General features: G+C 57.2%; 22 protein-coding genes, 5 tRNA genes and 1 pseudogene. 22 read left to right on the top strand and 6 right to left on the bottom strand.

Translation table 11 applies throughout. The annotated features are described in order from the left end of the window. Window positions 1–15 precede the first annotated feature (15 nt). The 3 genes from OMP38_RS13360 (at window position 16) to ltrA (ending at window position 2,047) form a co-directional block, all read left to right on the top strand. Window positions 16–91, top strand: a tRNA-Asn gene (locus OMP38_RS13360). A gap of 4 nt (window positions 92–95) precedes the next feature. Further along, window positions 96–186: transfer RNA gene (locus OMP38_RS13355), tRNA-Ser, on the top strand. A gap of 469 nt (window positions 187–655) precedes the next feature. Continuing rightward, window positions 656–2,047: a group II intron reverse transcriptase/maturase gene (ltrA, locus tag OMP38_RS13350; protein WP_277564517.1), complete on the top strand. Its 1,392-nt coding sequence runs from the start codon at window positions 656–658 to the stop codon at window positions 2,045–2,047. A gap of 294 nt (window positions 2,048–2,341) precedes the next feature. Here ltrA and OMP38_RS13345 read toward each other — a convergent pair whose 3' ends face one another. Both OMP38_RS13345 and corA read right to left on the bottom strand, forming a co-directional pair. After that, window positions 2,342–3,604 carry an NAD(P)/FAD-dependent oxidoreductase gene (locus tag OMP38_RS13345; RefSeq protein WP_277565599.1) on the bottom strand — a complete coding sequence of 421 codons (1,263 nt, stop codon included), beginning with the start codon at window positions 3,602–3,604 and terminating at the stop codon, window positions 2,342–2,344. 87 nt (window positions 3,605–3,691) lie between these two features. Next, a pseudogene (gene corA, locus OMP38_RS13340) lies at window positions 3,692–4,625 on the bottom strand (magnesium/cobalt transporter CorA). 160 nt (window positions 4,626–4,785) lie between these two features. On the opposite strand from corA, the gene OMP38_RS13335 reads away from it, so the two are divergent. From OMP38_RS13335 to OMP38_RS13325, 3 genes are all read left to right on the top strand, one after another. Further along, window positions 4,786–4,861, top strand: a tRNA-Glu gene (locus tag OMP38_RS13335). Between the two features lie 10 nt (window positions 4,862–4,871). Beyond that, a tRNA-Lys gene (locus OMP38_RS13330) sits at window positions 4,872–4,947 on the top strand. Window positions 4,948–5,038: 91 nt separating this feature from the next. After that, window positions 5,039–5,124 (top strand) — tRNA-Leu (locus tag OMP38_RS13325). Between the two features lie 144 nt (window positions 5,125–5,268). On the opposite strand, the gene OMP38_RS13320 is transcribed toward OMP38_RS13325, so the two are convergent. Further along, window positions 5,269–5,436, bottom strand: coding sequence for a hypothetical protein (locus OMP38_RS13320; RefSeq protein WP_277565598.1), 168 nt, complete (start codon window positions 5,434–5,436; stop codon window positions 5,269–5,271). A gap of 201 nt (window positions 5,437–5,637) precedes the next feature. On the opposite strand from OMP38_RS13320, the gene OMP38_RS13315 reads away from it, so the two are divergent. Then, window positions 5,638–5,976, top strand: coding sequence for a hypothetical protein (locus OMP38_RS13315; RefSeq protein WP_277565597.1), 339 nt, complete (start codon window positions 5,638–5,640; stop codon window positions 5,974–5,976). 208 nt (window positions 5,977–6,184) lie between these two features. Here OMP38_RS13315 and OMP38_RS13310 read toward each other — a convergent pair whose 3' ends face one another. Then, window positions 6,185–6,823, bottom strand: coding sequence for a class F sortase (locus tag OMP38_RS13310; RefSeq protein WP_277565596.1), 639 nt, complete (start codon window positions 6,821–6,823; stop codon window positions 6,185–6,187). Between the two features lie 72 nt (window positions 6,824–6,895). Next, a complete protein-coding gene (locus tag OMP38_RS13305; protein WP_277565595.1) occupies window positions 6,896–7,207 on the bottom strand; it encodes a hypothetical protein in 312 nt (103 codons plus the stop codon). Window positions 7,208–7,354: 147 nt separating this feature from the next. Here OMP38_RS13305 and OMP38_RS13300 point away from each other — a divergent pair, with 147 nt between their 5' ends. From OMP38_RS13300 to OMP38_RS13250, 11 genes are all read left to right on the top strand, one after another. Then, window positions 7,355–7,849, top strand: coding sequence for a YhcN/YlaJ family sporulation lipoprotein (locus OMP38_RS13300; protein WP_277565594.1), 495 nt, complete (start codon window positions 7,355–7,357; stop codon window positions 7,847–7,849). A 166-nt stretch (window positions 7,850–8,015) separates the two neighbouring features. Further along, a complete protein-coding gene (locus OMP38_RS13295) occupies window positions 8,016–8,732 on the top strand; it encodes a FadR/GntR family transcriptional regulator (RefSeq protein WP_277565593.1) in 717 nt (238 codons plus the stop codon). A 68-nt stretch (window positions 8,733–8,800) separates the two neighbouring features. Beyond that, entirely contained in the window at window positions 8,801–11,011 is a 2,211-nt protein-coding gene (locus OMP38_RS13290; RefSeq protein WP_277565592.1) for a glycosyl hydrolase, read from the top strand. Continuing rightward, window positions 10,959–11,174 (top strand): hypothetical protein, encoded by a 216-nt coding sequence (locus OMP38_RS13285; protein ID WP_277565591.1) that lies wholly within the window; start codon window positions 10,959–10,961, stop codon window positions 11,172–11,174. Before OMP38_RS13290 ends, OMP38_RS13285 begins: the two co-directional genes overlap by 53 nt. Continuing rightward, complete coding sequence (locus OMP38_RS13280) at window positions 11,107–11,571, top strand: glycosylhydrolase-like jelly roll fold domain-containing protein (RefSeq protein WP_277565590.1); 465 nt, start codon at window positions 11,107–11,109, stop codon at window positions 11,569–11,571. The genes OMP38_RS13285 and OMP38_RS13280 overlap by 68 nt, the downstream gene beginning before the upstream one ends. A 25-nt stretch (window positions 11,572–11,596) precedes the next feature. Next, the gene (locus tag OMP38_RS13275) at window positions 11,597–12,361 is read left to right on the top strand and encodes an SDR family NAD(P)-dependent oxidoreductase (protein WP_277565589.1); all 765 of its coding nucleotides are present in this window, start codon (window positions 11,597–11,599) and stop codon (window positions 12,359–12,361) included. Between the two features lie 25 nt (window positions 12,362–12,386). Beyond that, entirely contained in the window at window positions 12,387–13,466 is a 1,080-nt protein-coding gene (locus OMP38_RS13270; protein WP_277565588.1) for a zinc-dependent alcohol dehydrogenase, read from the top strand. A 27-nt stretch (window positions 13,467–13,493) separates the two neighbouring features. Further along, on the top strand, window positions 13,494–15,311 hold the full coding sequence (locus tag OMP38_RS13265; RefSeq protein ID WP_277565587.1) for a sensor histidine kinase: 1,818 nt from the start codon (window positions 13,494–13,496) through the stop codon (window positions 15,309–15,311). Window positions 15,312–15,351: 40 nt separating this feature from the next. Further along, entirely contained in the window at window positions 15,352–16,905 is a 1,554-nt protein-coding gene (locus OMP38_RS13260) for a response regulator transcription factor (protein ID WP_277565586.1), read from the top strand. 254 nt (window positions 16,906–17,159) lie between these two features. After that, on the top strand, window positions 17,160–19,082 hold the full coding sequence (locus OMP38_RS13255) for a hypothetical protein (RefSeq protein WP_277565585.1): 1,923 nt from the start codon (window positions 17,160–17,162) through the stop codon (window positions 19,080–19,082). 22 nt (window positions 19,083–19,104) lie between these two features. Further along, on the top strand, window positions 19,105–22,368 hold the full coding sequence (locus OMP38_RS13250; protein WP_277565584.1) for an alpha-L-rhamnosidase: 3,264 nt from the start codon (window positions 19,105–19,107) through the stop codon (window positions 22,366–22,368). Window positions 22,369–22,569: 201 nt separating this feature from the next. Here OMP38_RS13250 and OMP38_RS13245 read toward each other — a convergent pair whose 3' ends face one another. Then, window positions 22,570–22,776 carry a hypothetical protein gene (locus OMP38_RS13245; RefSeq protein WP_277565583.1) on the bottom strand — a complete coding sequence of 69 codons (207 nt, stop codon included), beginning with the start codon at window positions 22,774–22,776 and terminating at the stop codon, window positions 22,570–22,572. Between OMP38_RS13245 and OMP38_RS13240 the strand changes: the two genes are divergently transcribed. From OMP38_RS13240 to OMP38_RS13225, 4 genes are all read left to right on the top strand, one after another. Continuing rightward, entirely contained in the window at window positions 22,775–23,950 is a 1,176-nt protein-coding gene (locus OMP38_RS13240) for an ABC transporter substrate-binding protein (RefSeq protein ID WP_277566806.1), read from the top strand. The two genes, OMP38_RS13245 and OMP38_RS13240, sit on opposite strands and share 2 nt — an antisense overlap. Before the next feature lie 206 nt (window positions 23,951–24,156). Continuing rightward, window positions 24,157–24,903: a carbohydrate ABC transporter permease gene (locus OMP38_RS13235; RefSeq protein ID WP_277565582.1), complete on the top strand. Its 747-nt coding sequence runs from the start codon at window positions 24,157–24,159 to the stop codon at window positions 24,901–24,903. Then, window positions 24,903–25,736 (top strand): carbohydrate ABC transporter permease, encoded by an 834-nt coding sequence (locus tag OMP38_RS13230; RefSeq protein ID WP_277565581.1) that lies wholly within the window; start codon window positions 24,903–24,905, stop codon window positions 25,734–25,736. Before OMP38_RS13235 ends, OMP38_RS13230 begins: the two co-directional genes overlap by 1 nt. 54 nt (window positions 25,737–25,790) lie before the next feature. After that, a complete protein-coding gene (locus OMP38_RS13225) occupies window positions 25,791–26,495 on the top strand; it encodes a PIG-L deacetylase family protein (protein ID WP_277565580.1) in 705 nt (234 codons plus the stop codon). The last annotated feature ends 17 nt before the right edge of the window (window positions 26,496–26,512 follow it).

Here is a 26,512-nt window from a genome sequence, read left to right as displayed (position 1 = left end):
TTTTGAAGAAAACGTTCCCTGATAGCTCAGTTGGTAGAGCACTCGACTGTTAATCGAGTTGTCACAGGTTCGAGTCCTGTTCGGGGAGCCAACATGGAGAGATACCCAAGTGGCTCAAGGGGACCCTCTGCTAAGGGGTTAGACTGCGCAAGTGGTGCGAGGGTTCGAATCCCTCTCTCTCCGCCACCACAGCGACATGACAAAGGATTGCCGAATAGGCAATCCTTTTTTTATTGTACGCCCAGCATGGGCGTCATCTTTAGGGTGAAAGTCCCGAACGGGGGCTGGCGAGCGCCTACCGTAGCCAAGGGCAAGGGTGTCCGTCGCGAGGCGGAATCTGAAGGAAGCCGGAGGCAAATGCACGGGCCAAGGTATACGAACTGGATTCGAGGCAGGGTTAGCCGGATGAGTTGTCAACACACAACGAAATCCAAAGCCGCCAAGGGCTAACCCTGTAAACTCCAGTGGTCGCGGGCAGACAGATGGCGTTCTTATCTGGGGAGGCCTGCGGGATGAAAAAAAAAAAAAAAAGCGAAGTCATTTCGTAACCGCAACCGGGAGGTTGCGCTGAACCCGCAGGAGTCAGCAGAGGCCATAGTACGCAGACTGTTGCAACAGCTGCGGAAGGGCCGAACCGAAAGGAGAGAGGAAACCGATGCGTTCGCGCGATGAGCAACGACAGCCGAATATCCCGCAAGGGAGCTTGCTGCAAAGAGAAGCGGTGAAGCCGCAAGGGTATGCAGGAGCGCCGAGTTCATCGCCGGCACAAGTCGCCCCTTCCTCTCGCAAAGCCAGTAACGACTTGCTGGAGCGGATGCTCGAGGGCGCAAACCTGAGGGACGCGTACAAGCGAGTGGTCCAAAACGGAGGAGCGCCCGGTGTGGACGGTGTAACGGTAGCGCAGCTACAAGCTTACCTGAAAACGCACTGGGAGTCGGTGAAGACCGAACTCCTCGCGGGAACCTACAGACCTGCGCCCGTCAGACGGGTGGAAATCCCCAAACCCGGAGGCGGCGTACGGCTGCTTGGCATCCCGACCGTGATGGACCGACTGCTACAGCAAGCGCTTCTGCAAGTGATGAATCCGATTTTCGATGCCGAATTCTCTCCAAGCAGCTACGGCTTTCGGCCAGGCAAGCGTGCGCACGATGCGGTGCGGCAGGCTCAATCCTACATCCAGAGCGGACTGCGCTGGGTCGTAGACATGGACCTGGAGAAGTTCTTTGACCGGGTGAACCACGACATGCTCATGGCCAGAGTGGCACGTAAGGTGACGGACCAACGCGTCCTGAAGCTGGTTCGCGCCTATCTGAATGCCGGCGTCATGGAGAACGGGGTTTGCCAGCGAACGGAGGAAGGGACGCCGCAAGGCGGACCGCTTAGTCCACTACTGGCAAACATCCTGTTGGACGACCTGGACAAGGAGTTAACGCGCAGAGGACTGCACTTCGTCCGCTATGCGGACGATTGCAACATCTTCGTAGCCAGCAAACGCGCCGGAGAACGCGTCATGGGGTCGGTGGTTCGCTTTGTAGAAGGAAAGCTAAGACTGAAAGTGAACCGGGAAAAGAGTGCGGTAGCCAGACCGCGGGAGCGAAAGTTTCTAGGATTTAGCTTCATGAACAACCGGCAAGCGACGATTCGATTGGCACCAAAGACGATTTCTCGGTTCAAGGACAAGGTCCGGGAACTGACGAACCGTACGAAGTCTATGCCAATGGAGGAACGGATAAACCGGCTAAACCGCTATACGATGGGGTGGCTGGGCTACTTCCGGATGGCTGCTGCGAAGAAACACCTCGAGCAATTCGATGGCTGGATTCGTAGACGGCTGCGCATGTGCCTGTGGAAGCAATGGAAGCGAGTGCGAACGCGCATCCGCGAACTAAGAGCGCTGAATGTACGGGAGTGGGCCTGTTATGTCATGGCCAACTCCCGGCGCGGCCCTTGGGAAATGTCCCGGAACATAAACAACGCCCTTCCGACCTCCTACTGGGAGGCAAAAGGGCTGAAAAGTCTGCTTACTCGTTACAAGGAGCCTTGTTAACCTTTTGGAACCGCCGTATGCGGACCCGCATGTACGGTGGTGTGAGAGGACGGAGGCTAGCCGCCTCCTCCTACTCGATTGCACTGGTCGGTCCGGTCGGAAACGAATTCCTCACTCGGGTCGCCAAAACTTCGATCAAGTCTCGACCAGAACTAAATTCCCCACGCGAAACGCCAAAACGACGAACAAGTCTCATTTAGCAACAAACGCCTCGCAACGCACGGTGCGAAGCGCTCGCTGACCTCGATTAGAAGCAAATCGGATAAAATGAAGTCCTGTCGGCAGTGGCGGGCATTAAACCCCAAACGCTTTTTTGACAGCAGGCTCTCCACTAGCGGTCCGTCTAACCTGCGTCGGCCGCAGCAACCCGGCGAGCGGGTGCGTCTCCCCCCGCAGGTGCGCTACGAGCATGCTCGCGGCGAGCATGCCGTACACGGTGCCGTTGCCGCCATAGCCGAGCGCATGGAAAAGTCCTGGCATCTCCGGATGCTCGCCGATGAAGGGAAGGTCGTCCGGCGATTCGCCGAACGCGCCGCACCAGGCGTACTCGGCCTCGAAGCGGCTGCCCGGGAACAGCGCCCCAAGCTCGGCGAGCAGCTTGTCGGTGCGCTCCCGCAGCGCCCGCTCGCCAGTAGAGGGATCCGGCATATCCTCATCCAGTCCGCCGGCGACAATCCGGCCGTCCGGTGTCGTGCGGAAGTAAAAGTAGGGACGCGCCGTTTCCCACATCATCAGGTCCCGGTTCCATTCGTCGGGAACAGAATTCGGCGGCGTCGCCAGCGCGAACGTCCGGCGAAGGTTCGGTTCGCTCTCGGCGGCCCCCTCGATGCCGGGGAGGTAGCCTGTCGCGCGCACGACCGTACGTGCGAGGATCTCGCCGCCATCGCAAGCGAGGACGAACCAGTCGCCTCTCTTGCGTACGTTCGCTACGCCCGTATGCTCGTACACGCGGACGCCGCAGCGCGCTGCCTGCGCGATTAAGCCGTTGGCAAGCCTTACGGGATTGATCTCGGCGTCGCCGTGCGTCACGAGAGCGGCGGGATAACGCGCTTTAAAGGCGGGGCCGACTCCCGCCGGGAAGCCCCAATCCGCGTCCAAGCCGTGCCGGCGGAGCATCTGGTACTCCCGGCGCAGCTTGGAAGCGTCTGCGTCGGAAGCGGCGCAGTAGAGACTGCTGCGCGAGCGGTAGCCGCCGTCCTGGGGGATGGCGGCCGCCAGCAGGCCGAGATCGTTCACGGCCTTGCTGCAGTGCGCGTAGAATGCGACAGCGTCCATTTCGCCGATCCGGTCGGCCAGCTCGCTCACCATGATGTCGCTGGAAAATTGAATAAGGCCCGTGTTGGCCGCCGTACTGGCGGAGGCTACGCGCTTTTCCTCGACCAGCACGGCGGGAATGCCGGCTTCGGCGAGCGTTGCCGCGCAGATCGCACCGGTCATCCCGCCGCCAATGATGGCGACCTGCGTCATCGCGCGTTCCCGAAGGGAAGGATAGGTCGGGAAGAAGGACATCGTTTTCGGCCAGTATAAGGTACCGTCGTGCAGCTTATGTTCGTTCATGGCGAATAGCCCCTTTGTCGAATCCGTATATTACTTCATGCTTAACCGGATACGACGATCGTTGAAACGAGGGGGGGGACGCGGGCGTTACAGCCATTTTTTTCGCTTGTAGAACCACCAGAGCGACCCTGCGATCGTAACCATGATCAGAAGCACGGCGGGATAGCCGTATTTCCAATGCAGCTCAGGCATATCTTGGAAGTTCATACCGTACAAGCCGACGACGAAGGTCAGGGGGGAGGAAAATGGAGCTGACGATCGTGAGCGTCTTCATGATCTCGTTCATCCGATCCGACTTCATGCCCAACTGAAGCTCGAGGAGGCCGGACAGCGACTCGCGGAAGCCGTCGATCGAATCGAGCACGCGCGAGACGTGATCGTAGATGTCGATGAAGTAAACGTCCGCTTCGGCTCTGGTGTAAGGGAATTGATGATGCGTCAGCTGCGCGAGCGCCGCTTTTTCGTCGGCCATGATGCGCCTGACCGTATGCAGCTTCCGCTTGAGGCGGAAGACGTCGCCGGCGATCTTGACGTGCGGATTGCGGAAGACCGCCCGCTCATGTTTGTCCAGCACGTTCTCCACCTTGTCCGTCAGGTCCGCGTAGTCGTCGACGCAGCGGTCGAGGAGGCGGTAGAGGAGGACGCCCGAAAAGCTCATGAACCGCTCCGGCGCGGCGCGGAAGTCTCGCTCGGCCGCGTCGACCGAGCTCGCGGACCGCGGCGCGACCGTGATGACGTAGTTGGGGCCGATGACATGCTCCATTTCGATCGTCGTCAAATCCTGCCCGACCTCGAAGAACGTGAGGAGCAGATGCTTGTCGTAACGGTCGAGCTTGGGGCGCTGGTTCAACTTGACGCAGTCCTCGACGATGAGCGGGTGACAGCAGAACACGTCCCGCAGCACGCGCTCGATCTCCTCCTGCGAGGCGGCGATCAGCGGCACCCAGGCGACTTCGCCTTCATTCGGCACCCGGACCTCGGTCTCTTCGACGCGCTGCGTCGATTCATTATATAGAAGCATTTGAGTCATGAATGGCGCCCCTTTCTTGGTCTTAGCATACACTACAAAAAAAACTTTTAAAAAATTGCGCGAAGGTACTTGCGAATCCCGGATTCGTGTTATATAATCATTTTTGTCGTCTGAAAGAGATCGCGATGAACAAGCGATTCGGTGCTAATGCGGCCCGTTGGTCAAGCGGTTAAGACACCTCCCTTTCACGGAGGTAACGGGGGTTCGATTCCCCCCACGGGTCACCAACTTCAGTACGAGCCATTAGCTCAGTTGGTAGAGCACCTGACTTTTAATCAGGGTGTCGAAGGTTCGAGTCCTTCATGGCTCACCACCTTCGGTCAGCAGGATCGGATGACAGTAAGAAAGATGCTCGAAGAAGTTCCCCGGCACTGCCGCTTGGAGAACAGCAACAATTTTATTATGCGGTCGTGGCGGAATGGCAGACGCACCAGCTTGAGGGGCTGGCGGTAGCAATACCGTGGAGGTTCGAGTCCTCTCGACCGCACCATAACTTAAATGACAAAATCCCTTGATGCATAAGGGATTTTTTTTATTTTTACCGGAGCGGTGAGGATTCGATTGTAGGGGAACTTTCGTTTTCATATTGGCTCGTGGAAGGAAATGCGTACTCTAAACGGTTCATCCGCTTGATTTACGGATGCATTAATTTATCGATCGCTACAAGCGTATTGGCTAGATATTTTTCGTATTGCTTTAACCTATAATCTTCACGAGTTTTTTGATAAAATGAAATCCATTTACGTAAATCTTCAGCATGAGCTTGTAATTGTTGGAGCATCGCGCCATCGTCTAGATACAAGAAGTTCTCTCCCTCAAAGAAAAAATGGCTATGCTCATTCTAGATACCCACAATTTGCCCGGGTGCTTCGGCTCTTCCAAGAAAGCAACATCCTGATTATGTAGCTATTATCCTATTTGTATAGTACAATAAAGTTTAGAAGCAAACAAATCGGAGGACAATTATACGTCATATAAACTCGTCGGTCACTTAACGCATGCGTTGAACGAGGCCCGAAAGAGTTCGGAAGATATTAATGAACGAGCGATTCAGCTCAGACAGCATGCGATTCGACTGCAATATACCGCAAATAGTGCAGCAGAAATGGCTGCGTTGGCTGTGGAAATGCTTATGTCCTCCTCTGATTTAATGATGAACAAGAGCTTGACGCAAGCCAGCCGTGAAGCGATCAAGCAAGCTGCTGATAGCGCGGAAAAAGCTTCCAATGCAATATTGGAGGCAAACGAGCTTGATGTCCAAGTAACCCAAGCATTCAGCAACTGCAATCAAATCGGAGTGAAGTTGGCGGAAGCCCTTTGCGAGGTTGAGTTGACGCTATAAATAAATCTCTTACTCCGCCCGGGGGCATAGGCTCTCGGGCTTTTTTTTTGTTTACGGATACCCGCGCCCATCGCTCCTATCAGTCGCCAGGTTCCGGCCTCTTATTCAGGGGCCTCGTCAGGCGGACAAGATATAAATTTTTGCCCACCGGAGCAAGCCCCGGCGAACAATCGCCGGGGCTTTGCTTCTACGTTTTTTGTATTTCTAACTACGCGATCCTTCTCGTAAAAACAACCAATCGCTCTTGATGCTCTTTCTTGGAGCGGCTGTATTTTCCGGAGCAGGTGATCAGGTTCAACCGAGCCTCGTCCGTTTTTCCGAAGATTCGGGAAAGCGGCGCTTCCGTGGTTTTAAACGATTGTACGGATTCAACCGCGAACTCAATCGTCCCGCCGTCTTTGTTTTTAACGACAACCACATCGCCCTGGTGAAGCTGCTTTAAATGAAAGAATACGGCGGCGCCTTTATAATTATCATAATGTCCATCCATCACTGCGTTTCCGATCGCACCGGGGTAAACGCCATTTAATAGATATCCAACGGTTTTATCGTCTTTGGGTACGTCCATCTGCCCGTTATCCTTGACGTTCACGGGTGCGACTTCTGCATGCAGATCGATAGCTGGGATATAAATTCTCGCCGGAACGATTCCTTTTGTATCGATGGATTTCTTCGGTTTTTGAAGCGCCAACGGTTTATGAATAATATCGGTATCGGCTGAATCGGTTGCCTCTGAAAGTCTGTTCTTCATTTCCAGCAATTGATTATCACGACGATGTATAGATTGGCTTTCTTGGCTTTCTCCTTCTTCGGGGGCTGAACAGCTGGCCATGACGAGAACGATCACGATAGCGACCGCAAGCTTTAGGATGATTTTCATAAATGATAAAGGAGGGGCACCGCATACCCCTCCTTATTTCTATTCCGTTTGCTCGCTAGCGCCGCCGAAACCGGTTTTTGGCAGCTTCGTAACATCCTTGGCCCGCAAGCTTTTAGAATGAAGACTTTTGCCTTTATCTGTCGCTTTTGGCTTAATGATTTTACCTTTTTGGGACTTGGCCTTGAGCTTGTGCTCTTGCATTTTTTTGTGGTGCAGCTTTTTTTCGTGGAGCGACTTCGCATGCATTTTTTGTTCATGCTTCTTCTCTGCAACGGGCGCTGCGGCGTACGCAGCCGAACCTGCAGTTAGTACCATACATGCCGTTAAGACCGCTGCAACTGTTTTTTTCATGTCGAACCTCCCGAGGTTTGATGGGGATATCCGCCCCGATATTAAAATGTCCAAGCGCATCGGATTAGATAAGCGAGAAATGATTCCACCTCTGCCGCATGAATGGCGAACGCACGACGCATATTAAAGGCCAGGAGGTGAGACAGCTTGTTAAAACCATTGGGAATGGCGTTCATGTCGGCGATGCTGGTCTTGTCGATGACGGGCTGCGGGCAAATGAAAACGAAGTCGGTCAAGCCTTACGAGCATAATGTCGGATCGACCGATCATAACGTCTTGAAGGAAGGCGCGGGCACTTCTTCGAATAAGGCGGCTTCGGACAAAATCGCCAAACACGTGTACGCGGTCAAGGGCGTCAGCAAAGCGACCGTCCTCGTACACAACCGGGATGCGATCGTCGGCATCGACGTCAAGCACGGAGAGAACGCGAAAACCGTCGAAAACCAAGTGCGCCAAGCGGTGGAGCGCTCGGAACCGGGCTATGCCGTTCACGTGACATCCGACAAGCAATATCATGCGCGTATTCAATCCCTGAATTCGCAAATGAAGCCGTTGGACGGGCATCCGGTTCGCAACTTTTCCGAAGATGTAGCAACGCTGCTGCGCGATATCGGACAAACCGTTTCGGCGCCGTTTCGTTAACCGCAAATGACCGTGTAACACCGCCCGCAAGGGCGGTGTTTTTTAATGCGCTGGCCAAACGCGAGCGAAACGCAGAAAACAATTGACACTTCCTTAAAAATCAAATATGTTATCAATAAATTGGTCAGACAACTTACTAATTTAATCAGATAGGAGATACGGTTTCTTGCTTAAACCATTAAAGCGGCAAAAGCTGCACGAGTCGATTTCGGAGGAAGTCCTGAAGTACATCGCGGACCACGGCCTAAGTCAAGGGGATCGCCTGCCGCCCGAGCGGTTCTTTTGCGAGCAGCTTCAAATCAGCAGGGCTTCGTTTCGGGAGGCCATGAAGAAGCTCGAGGGCTACGGCATGATCGAGATCAAACCGGGCAGCGGCATGTATCTTCGAGCCGAGAAAACGATTCTGGGGGAAATCGCGGATCTAAAGCTGCGCGTCTCGAACGAGAAAAGGTCGCTGCTGGAAATATTGGATCTGCGGGAAATGATGGAGCAGTACGCCATCGAACAGATCGTGAGCCAAGGTCAGGGCGCTTGCCTGGAACAACTGGAAGCCATTATCGCGGAGTACGACCGGAAGCGGGAGCAGGGAGAAATTCCCCGGCAAGAGGACTATCTGTTCCATAAAACCTTATATGAAGGCGCTAACAACCGGCTTCTGCTGAAGCTGTTCCAATCGATCGAGGATCTGGAAAATCTGTGGTCCGCGCAAGTCATCGACGCCGTCGACGCGCCGATCTTCGGCAGAGAGACGGAGCCGCTTCATCGGCAAATTCTCGAGGCGATGAAGAACGGCGACGTCAAATCCGCCAAGCGCTTCATGCGCAAGCACTTCGAGATTCTTCGAGCGGATTTGGACCGGTTGGACGAAAAGCTGTTCCAATAACCGAATGGACTTATCACTAAACGACTGGCAGGTGGCCTATCATCGCACACATGGACGATTGCCTCGAAATGCTGCATAATCCGCCGGCTGAAGCGAAGGGCTTCACGCGTTGGTGGTGGTACGGCGCGGCCGTAACGAAGGAAGAGATCCGCCGAGAGCTTGCTTTCATGCAAGAGGCGGGGCTGGGCGGGGTCGAGATCCAGATCACGTATCCCCTTCAGGAGGATTCCGAAGCGCAGGGCATTAAAAATCGCGCTTATTACTCGCCCGAATTTATGGACATTCTTGATTATACGCTAGCGACCGCAGCGGAATTGGGGCTATTCGTCGATATCACGCTCTGCTCCGGCTGGCCGTTCGGCGGCCCGTTCGTCCCGTACGACATGGCGCCGGAGATCCTGATTCCTTATCAAATCGACGTCATCGGACCTTCCGAATACGAGCAGGACTTCACGACGATCTTGCCCGGCGAGCCGATTAAGGCCGTCATGGGCAAGTTCGGGAACGGCGCGCTGCTCCCGGATACGCTCCAGGATATTACGGCGCATCTGGGCACGACCTGGCTGCACGGCTGGCAGTGGGGTCACTGCATGAACAAGGTGAACATCCCGGAAGGGCATTGGAAGATCTACGTCTTTATAACGAATATGTACAAACAGCAGGTGGGCATACCGGCGCCTGGAATGGAAGGGTACGCGATCGATCACTGCCGCAAGGACGTATCCGACTTCTACTTCGCGCAACTGGGCGACCCCTTATTGGAACGGCTGGGGAAAGGACGCATTCGGGCCTTCTTCTGCGATTCGATCGAGCTCGGCGGCAACAACTGGACGGCGATACTGCCCGAGGAATTCGCGATACGAAGAGGATATGAGCTGACGCCGTTTATGCCGGCCTTATGGGGGAACATCGGCGAGATCACGGCGGATATTCGCTACGACTATTACAAGACGTTTTCGGAATTGACGATCGACAACTTCTTCCGCAACTTCACCGAATGGAGCCACGCCAGAGGCGTCAAAACCAGAATCCAGGCGCACGGCACTTGGGGCGATATTCTCCAGGCCTACGCGGCTGCCGATTATCCGGAGGGCGAAACCTTCGGCGCGAACGACAAGTACGAGGTGAACACGGTGCATCGCAGGCTGGCATCGTCCGCCGGTCATGTGTACGGTCGGTCCGTGATTACGAATGAAACGTTCACGTGGCTCCGTTCGCCGCGTTTCATGGAGACGCTGGAGATGATGAAAGCGGCGGTCGACGCGGTATTTCTCGACGGCATCAATCAAATCGTCAATCACGGGTATTCCTACTCGCCGGAATCGGCAGGGAAGCCGGGCTGGGCCTTTTATGCTTCCTCCTTTATTTCGCATAACAATACGTGGTGGGAATACTACCCGATGCTGTCCTCGTACATCCATTCGGTGTCTGCGTTCCTGCAAGCCGGGGAGAGCTACGCGGAGGTCGGGATCTATTTGCCGCAGGCCGACATCTGGTCCGCCATGCCGCTGGCCGAGCTGCATATGGCGATGAAGCTGGAGGCGCATATCGGTAAAAGCTTGGTCAATCGCGTGCAAAAATCGGGCTACTATTTTGATTTTCTCAACGACGAAGCCATTACGCAGCTGTCTCGCATGACTGCCTCGGGACTGGCGCTCGGCGCAAACCGTTACAAAGTAATGATCCTGCCCTTCGTCACCCGCCTGCCGCTCGATACGGCCGACAAGCTCCTGACGTACGTATCCGAAGGCGGCACGTTGATCGCCGTCGCGGAGCGCCCCCGCACGGCGCCGGGCTATATGGACAGAGAGGCGAACAATCGGCGTCTCGGCCAGGTGCTGGGTGATCTGTTCCATCAGGAAGACGGCGTCTGGAAGACGGTGGGAGAGGGGAAAACGATCGTCGTCGAGCACGAGGACGAATTGGTGACGCGGCTTCGGGAAGCCGAGACCCCCGACGTCGAGATCGAATCGTTAGGGGATGCGAGCGGCACGAACCTGGCTGCGCAGACGATCGGTTACGTGCACCGGATTCATCAGGACGGCCATGTGTACTTTGTGGCGAACGTGAGCGGCGAGGAGCAGCAGGCATACGTTCGTTTCAAATACGGGGGGCCGATCCGCGACCGTGCTCGATCCGATGACGCGCCGGGCGCTGCGACGCATCCAGCTTCCGCCGGAGAGCGAGACAGCGAGCCTTGCGCTCGCGTTCGAACCCTTCCAGTCTTTGCTGATCGTGTTCGGCGAAGCGCTCGCGGATGCGACCGGCGCCGCAGATAACGGGGAACTGCCGGAAGCGCGGCAGCACACCCAGTCGATGGACATCTCGGATCGCTGGACGCTGCGCATTCCCGAAGCCGGCTTCGAGCAGGCGCTTGAGCAGCTGCAGACGTGGGAGCGGTTCGCTGACGTACGATATTACTGCGGCAGCGCTTTTTTATGAGAGAAAGGCGACGATCCCGGCGATCCGTCCGAATCAGCGCGTATGGCTGCAGCTGGAGGACGTCCGCGAGGTGGCGGAGGTGTTCGTGAACGGCCGCAGCGCCGGCGTGCTCTGGAAAGCGCCGAGACGGCTGGATTTGACCGATTGGTTAGCGGAAGGCGAGAATGCGCTGAGCATCAAAGTGACGAACGTATGGATCAACCATATGCTCGATTCGGCGCTGCAGGAGCCGAAGCCAAGCAGTCCGCTGTCGGAAAACTGGCCTTATTTTACCGAAAAGATCAAGCAAATCCGCGACAGACGCCTGTACGGCCATAAAGAAAGACAGCAGGTTCAATCGCCGCTGCCTGCCGGCCTTTCCGGGAAAGCGACGCTGCAAATCGTAACGCCGGAGTAACCAACCTTGGGAAGGGGGAAGCACCGTGCGAGGTCTAAGGGGGAAGACGGCCGTCGTGACCGGCGGCGCGCAGGGATTGGGAAAAGCGATCGTCCAGCGCTTAAGCGAGGAAGGCTGTAAAGTATGGATCTTCGATCTGAAGCCGGACGGCGAAGAAACGGCAACAAGCATCCGGCAAGCGACGGGAAACCCCGTCTACTTTGTCCAGGCGGATATCGCGGTCGAGCGGCAGATCGAGGCCGCCTTCCGCCGCGTGGCCGAAGTGTCGGACAGCGTCGACATTCTGGTCAACAATGCGGCCCGCTTCATATTGAAGGGCATCGATGCGACGTCGCAGGAATGGAGAGCCATTTTGGACGTTAACGTCATCGGGACCTCGCTCGTTACGCAGTATTGCTTGTCGCTCATGAAGAAGACGGGCGCGGGCGCCATCGTTAATTTATCTTCCGTCAGCGGCTTTGTCGGGCAGAGCAGCTTCGCGACGTACAACGCGACCAAATTCGCGATTCGCGGCTTAACGAAGTGCTGGGCGATCGATCTGAGCCCTTTCCGTATTCGCGTCAACAGCGTCTGTCCGGGCTACATCCGAACCGAGGCGTTCGAAAACAGCTGCATCCAGCTCGGAATCGATCCGGAAGAGGAAAATGCGCGCATCTCGCAGCTTCATATTCTGGGCCGGCAAGGAACGGCGGAAGAGGTGTCCGGCGTCGTAGCCTTTGTCGCGTCGGACGACGCTTCCTTTATTACCGGCGAAGACCTGATGGTCGACGGCGGGTATCTGGCCAAGTAGCCATGACGGACGGGAGAAGTGAAGGATGCAGGCATTAATCTATCAAGGGCCGGAAAAGCTGACGTTTGAAGAAGTCGACGTGCCAAGCATCCGGCCGAATGAAGCGCTCGTCAGGGTAGAAAGCGTCGGCATCTGCGGCAGCGAATTGGAGGGCTATCTGGGACACAGCAGCGTTCGCGTGCCGCCGCTGGTCATGGGGCACGAGTTTTGCGGACGAATCGCCGCCCTGGGCGATCAGGTCCGCGGGCTAACGCCGGAGGACAAAGTCGTCGTCAATCCGCTCATGGCCTGCGGTACGTGCGCGAACTGCCGGCGGGGCGCGTACAACATCTGCCGCAACCGCAAAATTGTCGGTATCCATCGGCCCGGCGCTTTTGCGGCGTACGTCGCGGTACCTTTCGAGAACGTGATTCGGGTGCCGCAGGACATGGATGCTTCCCTGGCTTCGCTGGCCGAACCGTTAGCCGTAGCCATCCATGCGATCAAGCTGGGTTTTAAGCCGCTGGACGATTTGCTCATTTACGGCGCCGGACCCATCGGGCTGCTATGCGTGGCGGCCGCCCGGCAGATGGGTGCGGGCAATATCGTCGTACTCGACCTTCAGCCGGCCAGGCTGGCGCACGCTGAAAGGTTTGGCGCGATCGGTCTATCTCCGCGGGAGATCGAGGATCGGCGCGAAGCGCTCTTCCCGCAAGGGATCCCGGTCGCGATCGATTGCGTCGGCGTGCAGGCGACGAGAGAACAAGCGATGAACCTGGTGGATCCCGGCGGCGCGGTCATTATGGTGGGGTTGGGCCAAGGCAATTCGGAGCTGCCCATGAATCATCTGGTGAGGCAAGAGATCTCGCTGATCGGATCCTATACGTATTCCCACGAGGATTTTCGGCAAGCCGTCGCGCTTTTGACGCGGGGCGACATCGCCATCGAAGGGTGGACGGAGACGCGTTCGTTGGATGAAGGTCCCGCTGCTTTTCGCGAGCTGGCGGAAGGCATTAGCCGATTTTCCAAAATCTTTTTTGAAGCCCTGAACCCTCCGATCGCCGCAGATGCGCAACCCGGCTCCGACGTGATAGAATGGGCGCAATTCATACGAACCGCCCGGTGAAGCGAGCTTGGGAGGAGATGCGGCGACATGCGGTTGTGGAACAGTCTGCACACGAAGTTTTTCCTGACGTATTCGCTCATTGCGGTCGCGATCATTCTATTGGTCTGCATGCCGATGTACGTCTACTTGAAAAACAATATCGAGAAGAACACGATCTCCAGATTCGACGAGACGGTCTCGAAAATCAAGGATCGGCTGGACGAGCGCGTCAACCAGTTCGATGTCCTCAGCCAGCTGCTTTATTGGTCGTCGATCTCGAACGATAGTCCGGCGGTCAACTACTTGAACGGGCTGGCGAGCTCCCAGGATTTCTACGAACGGTACCAGCTGCGAGGCGCGCTCAAAAGCTTCGTCACGATGCTGTCGACCGTGTATCCGGACGCCGTCAATATTCGCTTATTCACGATGGAGGGCGATCTCATATCCGACAGCGAGGACGATCCCACCTCCGTCGGCCCGTACGAACAATACGAGGAGCTGAAGCGGATCGCGGCCACCAACGGTGAGACGCTCTTGAGCTATGAGCCGCGCGATCCCTGGAATGCGACGAACGGCTACCCTGTATTCGTATTCAGCCGCATGCTGCTGCCGTGGGAGACGAGAGCCGGCATGCTCGAGGTCATGATCAAGGCGGACGAACTTGTCGACCTGGAGACGCTGAGCCAGATCAAAGGGGCGCAGTTGAACCTTTTTTTCGGGGACGCGATCATCTATTCGACCGATAGCGGCCATAAGGGACTCACGCAGGCCCAGCAGCAGGAATACGGCCGTTTGAAGCAGCAGTCCTCCGCCGGGAAATACCCGTTCATGGCGAAGTCGTTTGGAGATAAGCAGTATGTTTTTTTCAAATCGAACGATCCATCCGATTTTTCCGTCATGCTGACCGTTCCCAAAAGAGTCGTGTTCGCTTCCTTGGTCAATTTCCGCAACGTCGCGATCGCCGCCATGCTTCTTCTTATTCTGATCTCGGTCGCGCTGTTCTACATTTTATCCAGAATACTAACCCGCCCGCTTAAACAGCTGAAAAGAACGATCGACCGGATCAGTCTGGACGAGAACGACGAACAACTCAATATGGACAATAAATACGAGATGGACGAGATTCACCTGATCAACCGTTCCTTCCGCAACATGAGCGAGCGGCTCAAAAATTCGCTGGAGGATACCGTTCGGTTCCGAACGCTGCAGCTGCAGGCGCATTTCGATATGCTGCAGGCGCAGATCAACCCGCACTTCCTTTTTAATATGCTCGGGTTCATCCAGTCCAGCGCGGAGGATCGCAATCTGAACCAGGTGAGCGCGCTCAGTCAAAATCTGCTCGGCTTTTTCCGGTACTCGATCTCCACGCAATCCCCGATCATCACGCTGGAGAAGGAGCTCGCGTTTACGATTCAATATCTGGAGCTGATGAAAATCCGCTTCGTGGATAAACTCCGGTACCGGATCGAGGCGGACCCGATGCTCGCCAATCTCGTCGTGCCCAAGCTGATCCTGCAGCCGCTCGTCGAGAACAGCATTCAACACGGCTTCAACGAATCCACGAATAGCTTGGAAGTCGTCGTCAGCGCTTATATCGAGTCCGCGCATTGGATCATCCGGATCGAGGACAACGGCGTCGGCATCGCGGAGCAGCGACTGGCCCAAGTCATCGCGAAGGTCGAAGACTATCTCAAGCAAATGCTCTCCAGCGCGGAAGGCGAAGGGATGTCCCAAGGCGGCATGGGCGTCGCCAATTCGATGGGCCGGCTGAAGTTCATGTTCAAGGACAACTTCGCGTACGAGATCGAAAATCGGGAGGACGTCCCGGGCGTTCGCATCCGCTTGCGGGGGCCTCTAAGACGGTAAGCCTGCTGCAGCCAAGCACTCAACTATAGGAGGGATGCACATGCGCATCATGCTGGTAGACGACGATCCGTTCTCCATCGAAAAGCTCAGAGCGCGCATCCTGCAGCTTAGCGAACAGCTCGGCACCGTCTTCGAGATCGTCTCCGAATGCTACAGCGGACAATCCGCGCTGGAGCAAATGCCGCTGACGAATCCGGACACGGTGTTCACCGATATCCAGATGTCCGCCGTGAACGGCATCGAGCTGGCCAAGGCGATTCAGGTCCGCTCTCCTTCCGTTCACGTCGTCGTCATCAGCGCCTACCCGATGTTCGAATACGCGCGCGAAGCGATGAAGGCGAACGTGGTCGAATATTTGCTCAAGCCGGTCGATACGGCGGCGCTGCGGGAAGTCCTGCTCAAGCTGCTGGACATGAACCGGAACCATAGCTACAACAGATCGAAGGAGATCCTGCACGGGATCCTGAGCGGGGCCCTTGAAGGCGTGCTCGAGAACGGCGCCGTTCAGGCGATCTTTCCTTTCAAGGGCTATCGGATGCTGCTCATCCAGAACGTCGAAGCGCTGTACGACGTCAGACTGCTGATGCCGAAGCGCGATGTTAACTTTGAGCCGATGCGCCGCGAGCTAAGCGAGCAGATGGAAAAGCGGGAGCAATGCTGGTTCCTGCCGTCGGACGACCGCAAGTCGATCCTGCTGATCTTCGGCTTGTTCGACCTGAATCCGGGCCGATTCCCGCCGCTGCTCCAGGCGACCCAGCGGTGCTGCGCGCGCGACGGCGTCCTCCCTACCGTCGTCTATAGCGACCCGTTCGAACGACTCGAAGAGATCCGCGCCTTGCACAAGCGGCTCTTCATGGCGCTGTCCGAACGGATCGTCATCGGCAAGCCCCGCGCGGTCGCCCTGGAAGCCGAGTTCGCGGAGCCGGCCGCGCCGTTCTCCGCGACGGACGAGAAGCGGTTCGTCCTGCTGCTGCAGAAGCGGGACGTGCCGGGCTTGAAGCGTTCGATCTCGGACTTGTTCGACAGCTGGGAACGGCAAGACTGCACGAGCATGATCGTGGAGATCCATCTCAAGCGGATCGTTCACTTGTTCGAGCAGCAATACCGCACCTCGTCGGTATCGCAGTTCAAAACGCTGGAGACGCGAATCGAGGAGCTCGTCGACACGTGCCGCACGTTCGGCGAACTGAAGGAAGCGTTCTTCACGATGCTGGCCAGCGCATTCCGGTTCGCGGGCGAGGGCGCCGGGGACGGAGACGCCAGGCAATTGTTCGACAAGATCGAAATGTACATCTCCTCCAATATCGGCCAACCGCTCTCGCTGCAGACGCTAACGGACCATTTCCATGTTTCCCGGACGGTCATCTGCAACCTGTTTCGCGATTACAGCCATAAATCCTACGTCGAATACTTAACCTCGCTTCGGATGAAGATCGCCCAGGACCTGATGCGCGACTATCCGAAAATGCTGAACAAGGAAATCGCCGAGATCGTCGGCTATACGGATCAGAACTATTTCAGCCACGTGTTCAAGACGGTCACCGAGATGAGTCCGACGAGGTACCGCGAAAGCTTGAACCGGCCCGGCGAATAGCCGAATCCAACCGCTTTGCGAACGGCTCTGAATGATCGATCGCTATCGTCCGGGGCCGTTTTCGCATGCTTTAAAACCGTTCATATTTGAAGATGCGGCAGGACGATTTTCTATTCCTCGCGGATGGAAGCGGTTCTACAATGAATCCAAACCATTTTAAAAAAGGCGGTATCCCCGATGAAGCTCAGCTTCCGCATTCTCGTTCCCCCGATACGAATCGGAGAAAAGATTCAGGGAATTGCTCGACTTTTTTAATGAAGCATCGCAACGCCGTCGACGAAATTATGTTATTCACCGAGTATTGGCATCAAGGCTATAACCCGCTCGACTGGTTCGGCGAGCTGTGCCGCATCATGAAGGATCGGCTGACGCGGCTGCGCGCGAGCGGCTTCCATAACGTTGGCATCAACATGCTGGCGACGCTCGGCCACTTCGACGAAGCGTGGGACTGGCTGCCCGCGATCCCGTTCCAGGGGACCGTCGGTCGGGACGGGTTGACCTCCAAAAGCACCTTTTGCCCGAATTCGGAACCCTTCCGCGAATATATCGCCCGCAAGTATACGCTCGTCGCGGAAGCCGGGCCGTCGTTCGTCTGGGTCGACGACGACATTCGCATGTTCGGTCTCGGTTCGACCGATTATGCTTGCTTCTGCCCCGTATGCATCGATATCTATAACCGGAAGCATGGCACGTCGTATGCGCGCGAGCAATTGGTCGACGTATTGAACGCCCCGGACGGCGGCGAGGCGCGGGAACGGTGGGTACGGCAAAACGCCGTGTCGATCGAACGGCTGCTCGCGCATATCGAAGAAGCGGTGCATCGCGTGGACGACAAGATCGAGCTCGGCCTGATGACGGTCAGTCTCGGCATCTCGACGTATACGGGCGTGGACTATCCGAGCTGGTTCTCGGCGCTGAAGGCTGGCAGAGCCAGGCCGGGCGGCGGTTTCTTCGACGATGCCAAGCCGTTCGGACTCGTGCGCAAGGCGCATGAGATCAACCGGCAGATCGCGCACTACCCGGAATTCGTAAATGACATCCAGTATGAGCTCGAGAATTTCCCCTTTCATCGTTTGTCCAAGTCGGTTCGCATCACGCTCGAGGAATGCACGGCCGCCATCGTATCGGGGTGCAACGGCGTCGCCTTCGACGCGCTGAGGGGAGAGCTGGGCTCGCTGGAGGAATACCACGAGCTGATGGACGCGATCGAGGCGATCCGGCCCCGCTGGGCCGAAATCGAACGGATCGCGGGCGCATACGGGACGGGCGGCATGTATCCGGCATTGTCCCCTCTTCACGAGGCGAGAAGAACGGTGGACAACGGCAATTGGTTCGACAGCCTGTCCGTCGATAACAGCCTGAACTTCTATACGCTCAGCGAGATCGGCTTTCCGCTGTCCATGAACGCGGCGGAGGCCCGCGGCACGATACTGAGCGAGAACGCGGCGGAAGGCTACACGACCGAGGAGCTGCGGGAAATGCTCCGCGGCGGCGTATTGATGGACGGCAAATCGCTGGAGATTCTGACGGCCAGGGGACTTGGCGAATATTGCGGCGCAGAGATCGTGCGGACGTACGACAACGGCGTCACCGAGGTGTTGACGGGCGACCCGCTGAACGGAGACGACGCCGGCGAACAGCGCGACGTCAGGTTCTCGATGAAGAAAGGCATCGCATACGAGCTGAAGCCGACAAGCGACAAGACGAGGGTGCTCAGCAGGCTCGCGAGCTATACGAAAGACGAGCTGGGTCCCGTGTCGACCGTATACGAGAACGAATGGGGCGGCAGGGTCGCCGTTCAAGGGTATGCGCCGTGGCAGATGATCCACTCGGGCTTCAAGCGGAAGCAGCTGCTCCGAATCGGCGAATGGCTGTGCGGCGGCCGTCTTCCCGCCTTCATCGACAAAACGCTGCGGGTCGTTCCGTTCGCCAAATATGCGGCGGACGAGAGCGGCTGGCTGATCCTGCTGCTGAACGCTTCGTACGACGAGACCGGGCCGTTCGAGGTCAAGCTGGGTTATCCGCAGGCTGCCGGCAAGGACATCTATGAGCTGCTGCAAGGCGGCACGAGCGTCAAGCATCGGCAAGGCGGCGCGCCGGCCGGCGAAGGGCGGCAGCCGACGCTGTCCGTAGACAATGTCGGCGTCTGGCAAAGCCGGATCTTCTATACGCAATAATACGATTCGCGGGGTGAACCGAATGAGCGACAAGCTGGCGCTTTACGAATTGAAGACGGAAAATACCGTCCATCCGCTTGGTATCGGCAGCACGCAGCCTTTGTTCGGCTGGAAGCTGGCATCGGATCGGCGCGCCGAGCGGCAAACCGCCTACCGGATCGTCGTCGGCCGCGACGAAGAGCGGCTTGGCCGCGAAGCGGGCGAATGCTGGGACAGCGGCAAGGTCGAATCCGACGAGACGCTGCAGATCCGCTACGCGGGCGAGCCTCTGGTGTCGGAAACCCGCTATTACTGGAAGGCGATGGCGTGGGACAAAGACGGCAGAGCTTCCGAATGGAGCGCGCCAGCGTGGTTCGAGACGGGACTGCTCCGTCCCGAAGAGTGGGCAGCCGAATGGATCGGCGGCGATACGGGGCGCAATCCGCTGGCGGGAGCCAAGTGGGCGTGGCATTCCCTCGATCTGCCGGGGAGCGGCGCTACCGCCGGCAAAACGGCCGAAGGAGCTGCCGATGACGCTGCAGACGGCGCTGCCGATCGTACTGCCGACAGCACTGCCGATAAAGCTGCCGGCCATTCGCCGCGCCTCGTTCATTTCCGCAAGACCTTCCAGGTGCCGGAGGGCAAGACGGTTCGCTGCGCGTTGTTCCATGGCACGGGCGGATCGAAGTTCACCGTCTTCGCGAACGGAAGCACGATCGCGAAGCTCAATACGCGCTGGAAGCAGGATTGGACGTCCCCGTTCGTCTATATCGACTTTACCGCCAAACTAAGAGGCGGAGACAACGTCTTGTCATGGATCGTGGAGCATGCCGAGTCGCGCGAAGCGGGTATCATCGGCAAGTTCGAGCTTGGCTACGACGACGGCTCGGTCGAGACGATCCTGACGGACGAGACATGGCGCGTAACGGCCGAGGCGGACGCGACGGACGTGACGGCGCCGGACTGGAAGCTTGCCGATCACGACGATGCCGCCTGGGGCATGTCGCGGACGATCGCGTCGTATGGCGACGCGCCATGGGGCGCCATTCGCCGTCGCGGCTCCGCGCCGTTGATCCGCAAGGAGTTCCAGGCGAAGCAGTCGGTGAAGTCCGCCAGGCTGCATGTCGCCTGTCTCGGCTACTTCGAGGCGCATCTGAACGGGCGGCGGCTCGGTGACGGGCTGCTTCAGCCGGATTATACGCAATTCCCCAAGCGGACGTACGCGATTACGTTCGACGGCACGGAGTTGTTGAACGAGGGGCTGAATTGCATCGCGTTCGAGCTCGGGCGCGGCCATTATGCCTACGGCAAAGATTGGATCGGCGACAACTTCAGCCGGCCGGATCCCGCCACGGGCACGATCGAGCCGAAGGTGCTGGCGCAGCTGCGAATCGAATACGCGGACGGCACGAGCGAGACGATCGTCACCGACGGCTCGTGGCGAACGAAGGACGGACCGACGGTCGACGACAATATCTGGTACGGCGATAAATACGATGCCCGGCTCGAACGCGACGGCTGGCAGCTCGCCGGCTACGCGGACGACGACTGGACGGCCGCAGCCACGATGGCGCCGTACGAGGGCAGCGTCGAGTCCGCCTTCGTCCCCCCGATTCGCGTCGTAGAGACGATCTCCTGCGAATATCTGTCGAGTCCGATGCCGAACGTCTACGTCTACGATGCCGGTCTCATCACGACGGGCTGGGCGAAGCTGACGGTGCAGGCGCCGAGAGGCACAAGCGTGAAGCTCGTCTACGGGGAGATTCTCCGCGAGAACGGCTCGCTCGATATATGGAAGGAAGGCTACGACCATCAGTTCTGGGAAAATCCGCAGGAGGACGTGTATATCGCCAAGGGCGAGGGCATCGAGACCTGGGAGCCGAAATTCAGCTACAAAGGCTTCCGCTACATCCAGATTGAGAGCGCCGCGAAGCCGGCATCCGTCGAAGCGCGCGTTTTCCATAACGATCTGGATACGATTGGCGCCTTCGACAGCTCTAACGATTTGTTCAACCGGATTCATGAGGCTATGAAAAATACGATGCTCAACAATTTCCACAGCATCCCGACGGACACGCCGTTCCATGAGAAGCGGGGCTGGACGGGCGACGGGCAAGTAATCGCGGAGTGCGCTTCGATGAACTTCGATATGTCCGCGTTTTTCGCCAAGTGGACGCAGGACATCGCCGACTCGCAGCAGCCGGCAGGCGAAGTGGCCCATACGTGCCCGGGGCCTTTCCTGTACCTGACGCCAACGCCCGCCTGGATGAGCGCCTTCGTCATCGTGCCGTGGACGTTGTACGAGTATTACGGCGACAAGGAGACGCTTCGCAAGCATTACGACGGCATGAAGCATTACATGCAGTACGAGCTGAGCCGGCTGAAGGACGGCGTGAGCTCCGACGAGAGCTATGCGGATTGGGCCGTGCCGGGTCCGTTCATCGGGCCGGAAGGCGGCACGCTGCTGGCGACGGCATACGTCTGCTACAGCTGCTCCCTGATGTCGCGAATCGCCGGCGTGCTGGGCAAGGCGGAGGACGCCGCTTATTATGCGGATGCGCAAGCGCGTCTGGCGAACGTCGTTAACGAAAGGTTCTATGCGCGGGAAGACGCCGAATATCACACGGAGATCGAGGCCGGCTACCGGCAGACGTCCAACGTGCTCCCGGTGGCGTTCGGCATCGCGCCGGAAGGCGAGATCGGCCGCGTCGTCGATCGCCTGGCGCGCGACATCATGGAGGACAAGGACGGGCATCTGGACACGGGCTGCTTCGGCACGAAGTATTTGGCGCCGGTGCTGACCGAGCATGGACGGGGCGATGTCGCGTATACGCTCGCGACGAAGGAGACGTTCCCGAGCTGGGGCTATTGCCTGGCGGAAGGCGGGACCTCCTTCTGGGAAGCGTGGGAGTCGAAGACGCGCTCCTACGACCACTATTTCCTCGGCACGATCGACGACTGGTTCTTCAAGCATCTGGCCGGCATCAAGACGACGTCCGACGGCTATAAGACCAGCGTCATCAAACCGTATCTCTTGGGCGATATGACGTTCGCCGGCGGCGCGATCGAGACGGTCCGGGGGCGGATCGGATCGGCGTGGCAATCGACGGCCGAGGGGCTCGTCCACGAGGTGACGGTGCCGGTCAACACGACGGCCTTCGTCTACGTGCCCAAGGCGGGAAGCGGGAAGCTGACGGAGGGCGGCCGCGCGGCGGATGCGGCGGAAGGCGTCCGGATCGTCGGAGAAGACGGGCGCTATTGGATGCTGGAAGTCGGATCGGGCAGTTACCGTTTTGCGTGCGGTTGATCGCGATTCGCATACAAACTTGCGTTCAATATTCAAGAAGGGCCCGTACGTTTTTCTATATATCAAGGGAATGTTAGGACAGTAAAATGAAGGAGCGATCGGCAAGCCGGATGGATTGAGCCGGGAAGGAGCGCCTCGCGGGGACGTTAAGCCGAAGACTGAAGGAACAAGGTACTAACGTTCACTACAAAAAAATGGGGGTTAAAAGTCGATGGCAAACAAACGAAAGTTATCGGTCTCGCTTGGTCTCATTCTAGCGTTATCCACCACGCTGGCGGCATGCGGAGGAAATAACAACAATAATGCGGCCGGTGAAAGCGCTTCTCCGAGCGGCTCGGCTCCGGCTGGTTCGGCTGCGGCATCGGAATCGGCAGCGCCTGCCAAGGATCCCGTAGAATTGACGTTCATGGGCCCGACCTCCTGGATGGCCGGCTCCGGGGTTCAGGATATGCTCACAGCCTATGAGGCCGCTACCGGCAACAAGATCAAGCAGGAAGTCGTGCCGGACGATCAATACCTCAACGTCATGAAAACCAAGATGTCGACGAACGACGCGCCGGACCTGCTGTTCCACAATAAAGGCTTTAACTATATTCCCGCCAATTTCCTGGAGCCGATCACCGGCCCGATCCTGGATCGCATCGACCCGACGGTCGCGGCCGTCACGACGATCGACGGCAAATTCTATCAAGCGCCGGTCGCTCCGCATAGCTTCTACGGTATCATTTACAACACGGAAGTGTTCGATAAGGCCGGCATTAAAGTGCCGCTGAAGACGTATCAAGAATTCATCGCGGCAGCCGATAAATTGCTCGCGATGGGCGTCACCCCGCTCGGACTCGCGGGCAAATCGACCTGGACGGCCAACCAGCCCTACCTGGTCGGCGGCGCTTACGTGTTCGCGAAAAATCCGGAGCTCGCGAAGCAGATCTCGACGAACAAGCTCAAACCGGCCGATTCGCCTGAATATCTTGAGATGGTGAACCGTTACGTGAGCTTGAAAAAGTATATCGCGAAGGACTACTTGTCCTCTGACCAGCCGATTATCCAAAAGGGACTGCTCGACGGCACGATCGCCATGGAATTTTATCCGGACGTCACTTACGGCGATTTTGAAAAGGAAGACGCGGCAAAAGCGGAAAAGCTCGGCTACATGCCGTTCACGCTCGGCGACGATTATATCGCCGCTACGTTCCCGCCGACGGACGAGGCCGCGATGTCGATTCCCGTCAACGCGAAGCACAAGGCCGAAGCGAACGACTTCATCAACTTCGCGACGCAAAAGGACAACTTTATTTTGCTGAACACCAAGGACGGCACGCCGGGTTCGGGCATCTCCCCGTACAAGGACTTCACGGTCGGCCTGAATCACTTCCAGCAATCGATGGCGGACATGATCGCCGCGAACAACATTCCAGCGGCGCCGTTCCTGCTCGGTTACCTGGACCCCAACTTCCAGCTGGGCGACTTCAACAAGCACGTGAACGACATGATGGCGGGCAAGGCGCCTGCGCAAGCGCTTGACGATTGGTACAAGGATTACGCCAAGGTGAACAAAGCCGCCAAAACAGAAGGTTTCTAATTAGCCGTAAAAGGGATAATCCGATGAGCCATTCAGGGGATTATCCCTTTTAAGAAAGGGGGTTGCCATGGTTCCCAAAATGATCTTGCGAAATTATCCGATCTTTTTTTATCGTTCCCGCGGTCATCCTCTACACCGTGTTTTCGGTCGTTCCGAGTTTTGTGGGGCTAGCGGCCGCATTTACGGATTGGTCGACGTTTTACCTCTTGAAGCCGACGTATGTCGGCCTGCAAAATTTCAAGGATTTGTTCGAATCCACCGGGTTCCTCGCAGCGATCAGGCACACGCTGCTTTACACCGTTTTGCACACGATATTCGTTATCGCGCTCGGTTACGGACTCGCCATCATTCTGAACAATCAGGTGAAGTTCAAAAACGCGTACCGGGTCATCATCTTCTCGCCGGTCGTGATCAACCCGCTCGTCATCTCCCTGGTGTTCAGTGCTCTCTATAATCCGACTTACGGTCCCATCAACGCGTTCCTCAGAAAAATCGGCCTCGGATCGCTCGCGCAAAACTGGCTGACGGAACCGAAAATCGCGCTGTACGCCGTCATCATTATGGGCGTATGGGTCGGCTTGGGGTCGACCGTCGTGATCTTCCTCGCAGGCCTGCAATCCGTGTCCGCGGACTTCTACGAATCGGCGACGATCGACGGCGCCGGCGGGCTCAAAAAATTTCGTTATATCACGCTGCCTTTAACGATGCATGCGCTCACCATCAACACTTTGCTCGTGCTCATATCCGGCCTGAACGTGTTCGGCGAAGTATACGGCCTGACCAACGGCGGACCGAACGGAGCGACCGAGGTGTTCGGCACTTTCATTTTCGCCAACTTCTCGCAGGGCTTGTACGGCTACGCGGCGGCAGCGGGCCTTGTCTTCACGGTTGTGGTTAGTATCTCCAGCTTCACGCTGCTTGGCTTGTTCAGGAAAATGGAGGTCGAATACTAATGCAGCTGCTTAGGAGATGGAGGCTTACGCCGACTCGGGCGATTCTGGAGATTTTGATGATCGTCGTCGCCCTTTGTTATTTGATCCCGATCTGGATGGTGTTCTCCAACTCGCTGAAGGATTCCACGGGAGCCGGCCTCATGGGCTTAGGGCTGCCGTCCAAGCCGGTGTGGGACAATTACGCAGTCGTGTTCAGAGAGTCCGGCATTTTAAGAGGCTTGTATAACGGCCTGCTGCTGGGCTTGATCACGGTCGTATCCAACGTCGTCGTCGCCTCGATGTGCTCCTTTTATCTGGCAAGAATCAAACGGAAGATTTCGACCTTCTTTTACAACTACTTTATCGCGGGCTTGATCGTTCCGGGTTCGATCATCCCGATCTATCTGGAAATGCGCATTCTTCACTTGAACAACACCTATATCGGTTTGGTCATGCTGTTCGTGACCGCCACGCTCCCCTTCGGCATTTTTCTCTTCACAGGGTTCATCAAGACGATTCCGCGCGAGATCGACGAAGCCGCGATTATCGACGGCAGCAATCCTTATCAGCTGTATTTCAGGATCGTTTTTCCGCTGTTAAAGCCCGTAACCATTACGGTATCGATATTCGTCTTCATTGCCGTCTGGAACAACGTCGCTTATTACCTGTACTTCTCCAAATCGACGCAATATCCGCTGCCGCTCAGCATTTACTCCTTCTTCGGGAAGTACAGCCAGAGCTGGAACCTGGTGTTCGCGGACATTCTGGTGGGCATCATTCCGTGTTTGATCCTGTTCATGTTCGCGCAGAAGTACATGGTGTCCGGCATTACCGCCGGCGCCGTCAAAGGCTAGATCGCAATGACCCTGGCAACGATCATTTCAAATGCGAAGAGGAGAGGATTCGGCATGAACATTTTGGCGATCGGCGCGCATCCGGACGATATCGAAGTATTTTGCGCAGGCACGCTGCTGAAATACAAGCAGCAGGGACACCGCATTTTCATCGCGCTCACGACAAGCGGCAACATCGGCTCCAACGAATACGACACCCGGGAAGAAATCGCGAAGGTGAGGGAGCAGGAACAGCAGGAGGCGGCGACGCTCTTGGGCGCGGAGGTGAAGTTCCTGAGGTTTGACGACCAGGGCTTGCAGGACACGCCAGAGACGAGACGCGCGGTCATCAACGCGATCCGCTGGGCGAATCCGGACGTGATCCTGGCGAACTATCCCGGAGATCCGAGCACGGATCATGCCGTCACCGGAAAAATCGTAAGCGAAGTCATCCTGTCGATTCCAGGCAAGCTGATTCCTGCGGACGAACCGCCGATCGCCAAAAATCCTTCCCTCTTCTTTTACGCGACGCCGGTCGGCATTGGCTTCGAGCCGGAAGCGTACGTGGACATTACCGACGTATTCGAGTTGAAAAAAGAAGCTTTGGCCCTGCACAAGAGCCAATACGCCTGGATGGACGTGTATCAGACCCACGGCTTGCTCGACATTTTGGAGATCACCGACAAATTCAGAGGGCTGCAAGCCGGGTTCGTTTACGCCGAAGGCTTTAGGGCTTTCCGGATCCACGGCTATATGCCGAACTTCAAATTACTTCCGTAATGATGGAGGGCTGCCGA

This window comes from Cohnella ginsengisoli (assembly GCF_029525555.1).
Lineage (GTDB): Bacteria > Bacillota > Bacilli > Paenibacillales > Paenibacillaceae > Cohnella > Cohnella ginsengisoli.
The sequence above is the reverse complement of the archived record's forward strand: the minus strand, read 5'-3'. Positions and strand labels throughout refer to the sequence as shown.

Coding starts and splice junctions, on each gene's coding strand:
- OMP38_RS13260 (WP_277565586.1), top strand. CDS start 15,352: ATGCGCATCATGCTGGTAGACGACGATCCGTTCTCCATCGAAAAGCTC.
- OMP38_RS13265 (WP_277565587.1), top strand. CDS start 13,494: ATGCGGTTGTGGAACAGTCTGCACACGAAGTTTTTCCTGACGTATTCG.
- OMP38_RS13345 (WP_277565599.1), bottom strand. CDS start 3,604: ATGAACGAACATAAGCTGCACGACGGTACCTTATACTGGCCGAAAACG.
- OMP38_RS13230 (WP_277565581.1), top strand. CDS start 24,903: ATGCAGCTGCTTAGGAGATGGAGGCTTACGCCGACTCGGGCGATTCTG.
- ltrA (WP_277564517.1), top strand. CDS start 656: ATGCGTTCGCGCGATGAGCAACGACAGCCGAATATCCCGCAAGGGAGC.
- OMP38_RS13250 (WP_277565584.1), top strand. CDS start 19,105: ATGAGCGACAAGCTGGCGCTTTACGAATTGAAGACGGAAAATACCGTC.
- OMP38_RS13290 (WP_277565592.1), top strand. CDS start 8,801: ATGCTGCATAATCCGCCGGCTGAAGCGAAGGGCTTCACGCGTTGGTGG.
- OMP38_RS13255 (WP_277565585.1), top strand. CDS start 17,160: ATGAAGCATCGCAACGCCGTCGACGAAATTATGTTATTCACCGAGTAT.
- OMP38_RS13245 (WP_277565583.1), bottom strand. CDS start 22,776: ATGAACGTCAATTCTACGGGATCCTTGGCAGGCGCTGCCGATTCCGAT.
- OMP38_RS13270 (WP_277565588.1), top strand. CDS start 12,387: ATGCAGGCATTAATCTATCAAGGGCCGGAAAAGCTGACGTTTGAAGAA.
- OMP38_RS13305 (WP_277565595.1), bottom strand. CDS start 7,207: ATGAAAAAAACAGTTGCAGCGGTCTTAACGGCATGTATGGTACTAACT.
- OMP38_RS13225 (WP_277565580.1), top strand. CDS start 25,791: ATGAACATTTTGGCGATCGGCGCGCATCCGGACGATATCGAAGTATTT.
- OMP38_RS13240 (WP_277566806.1), top strand. CDS start 22,775: ATGGGCCCGACCTCCTGGATGGCCGGCTCCGGGGTTCAGGATATGCTC.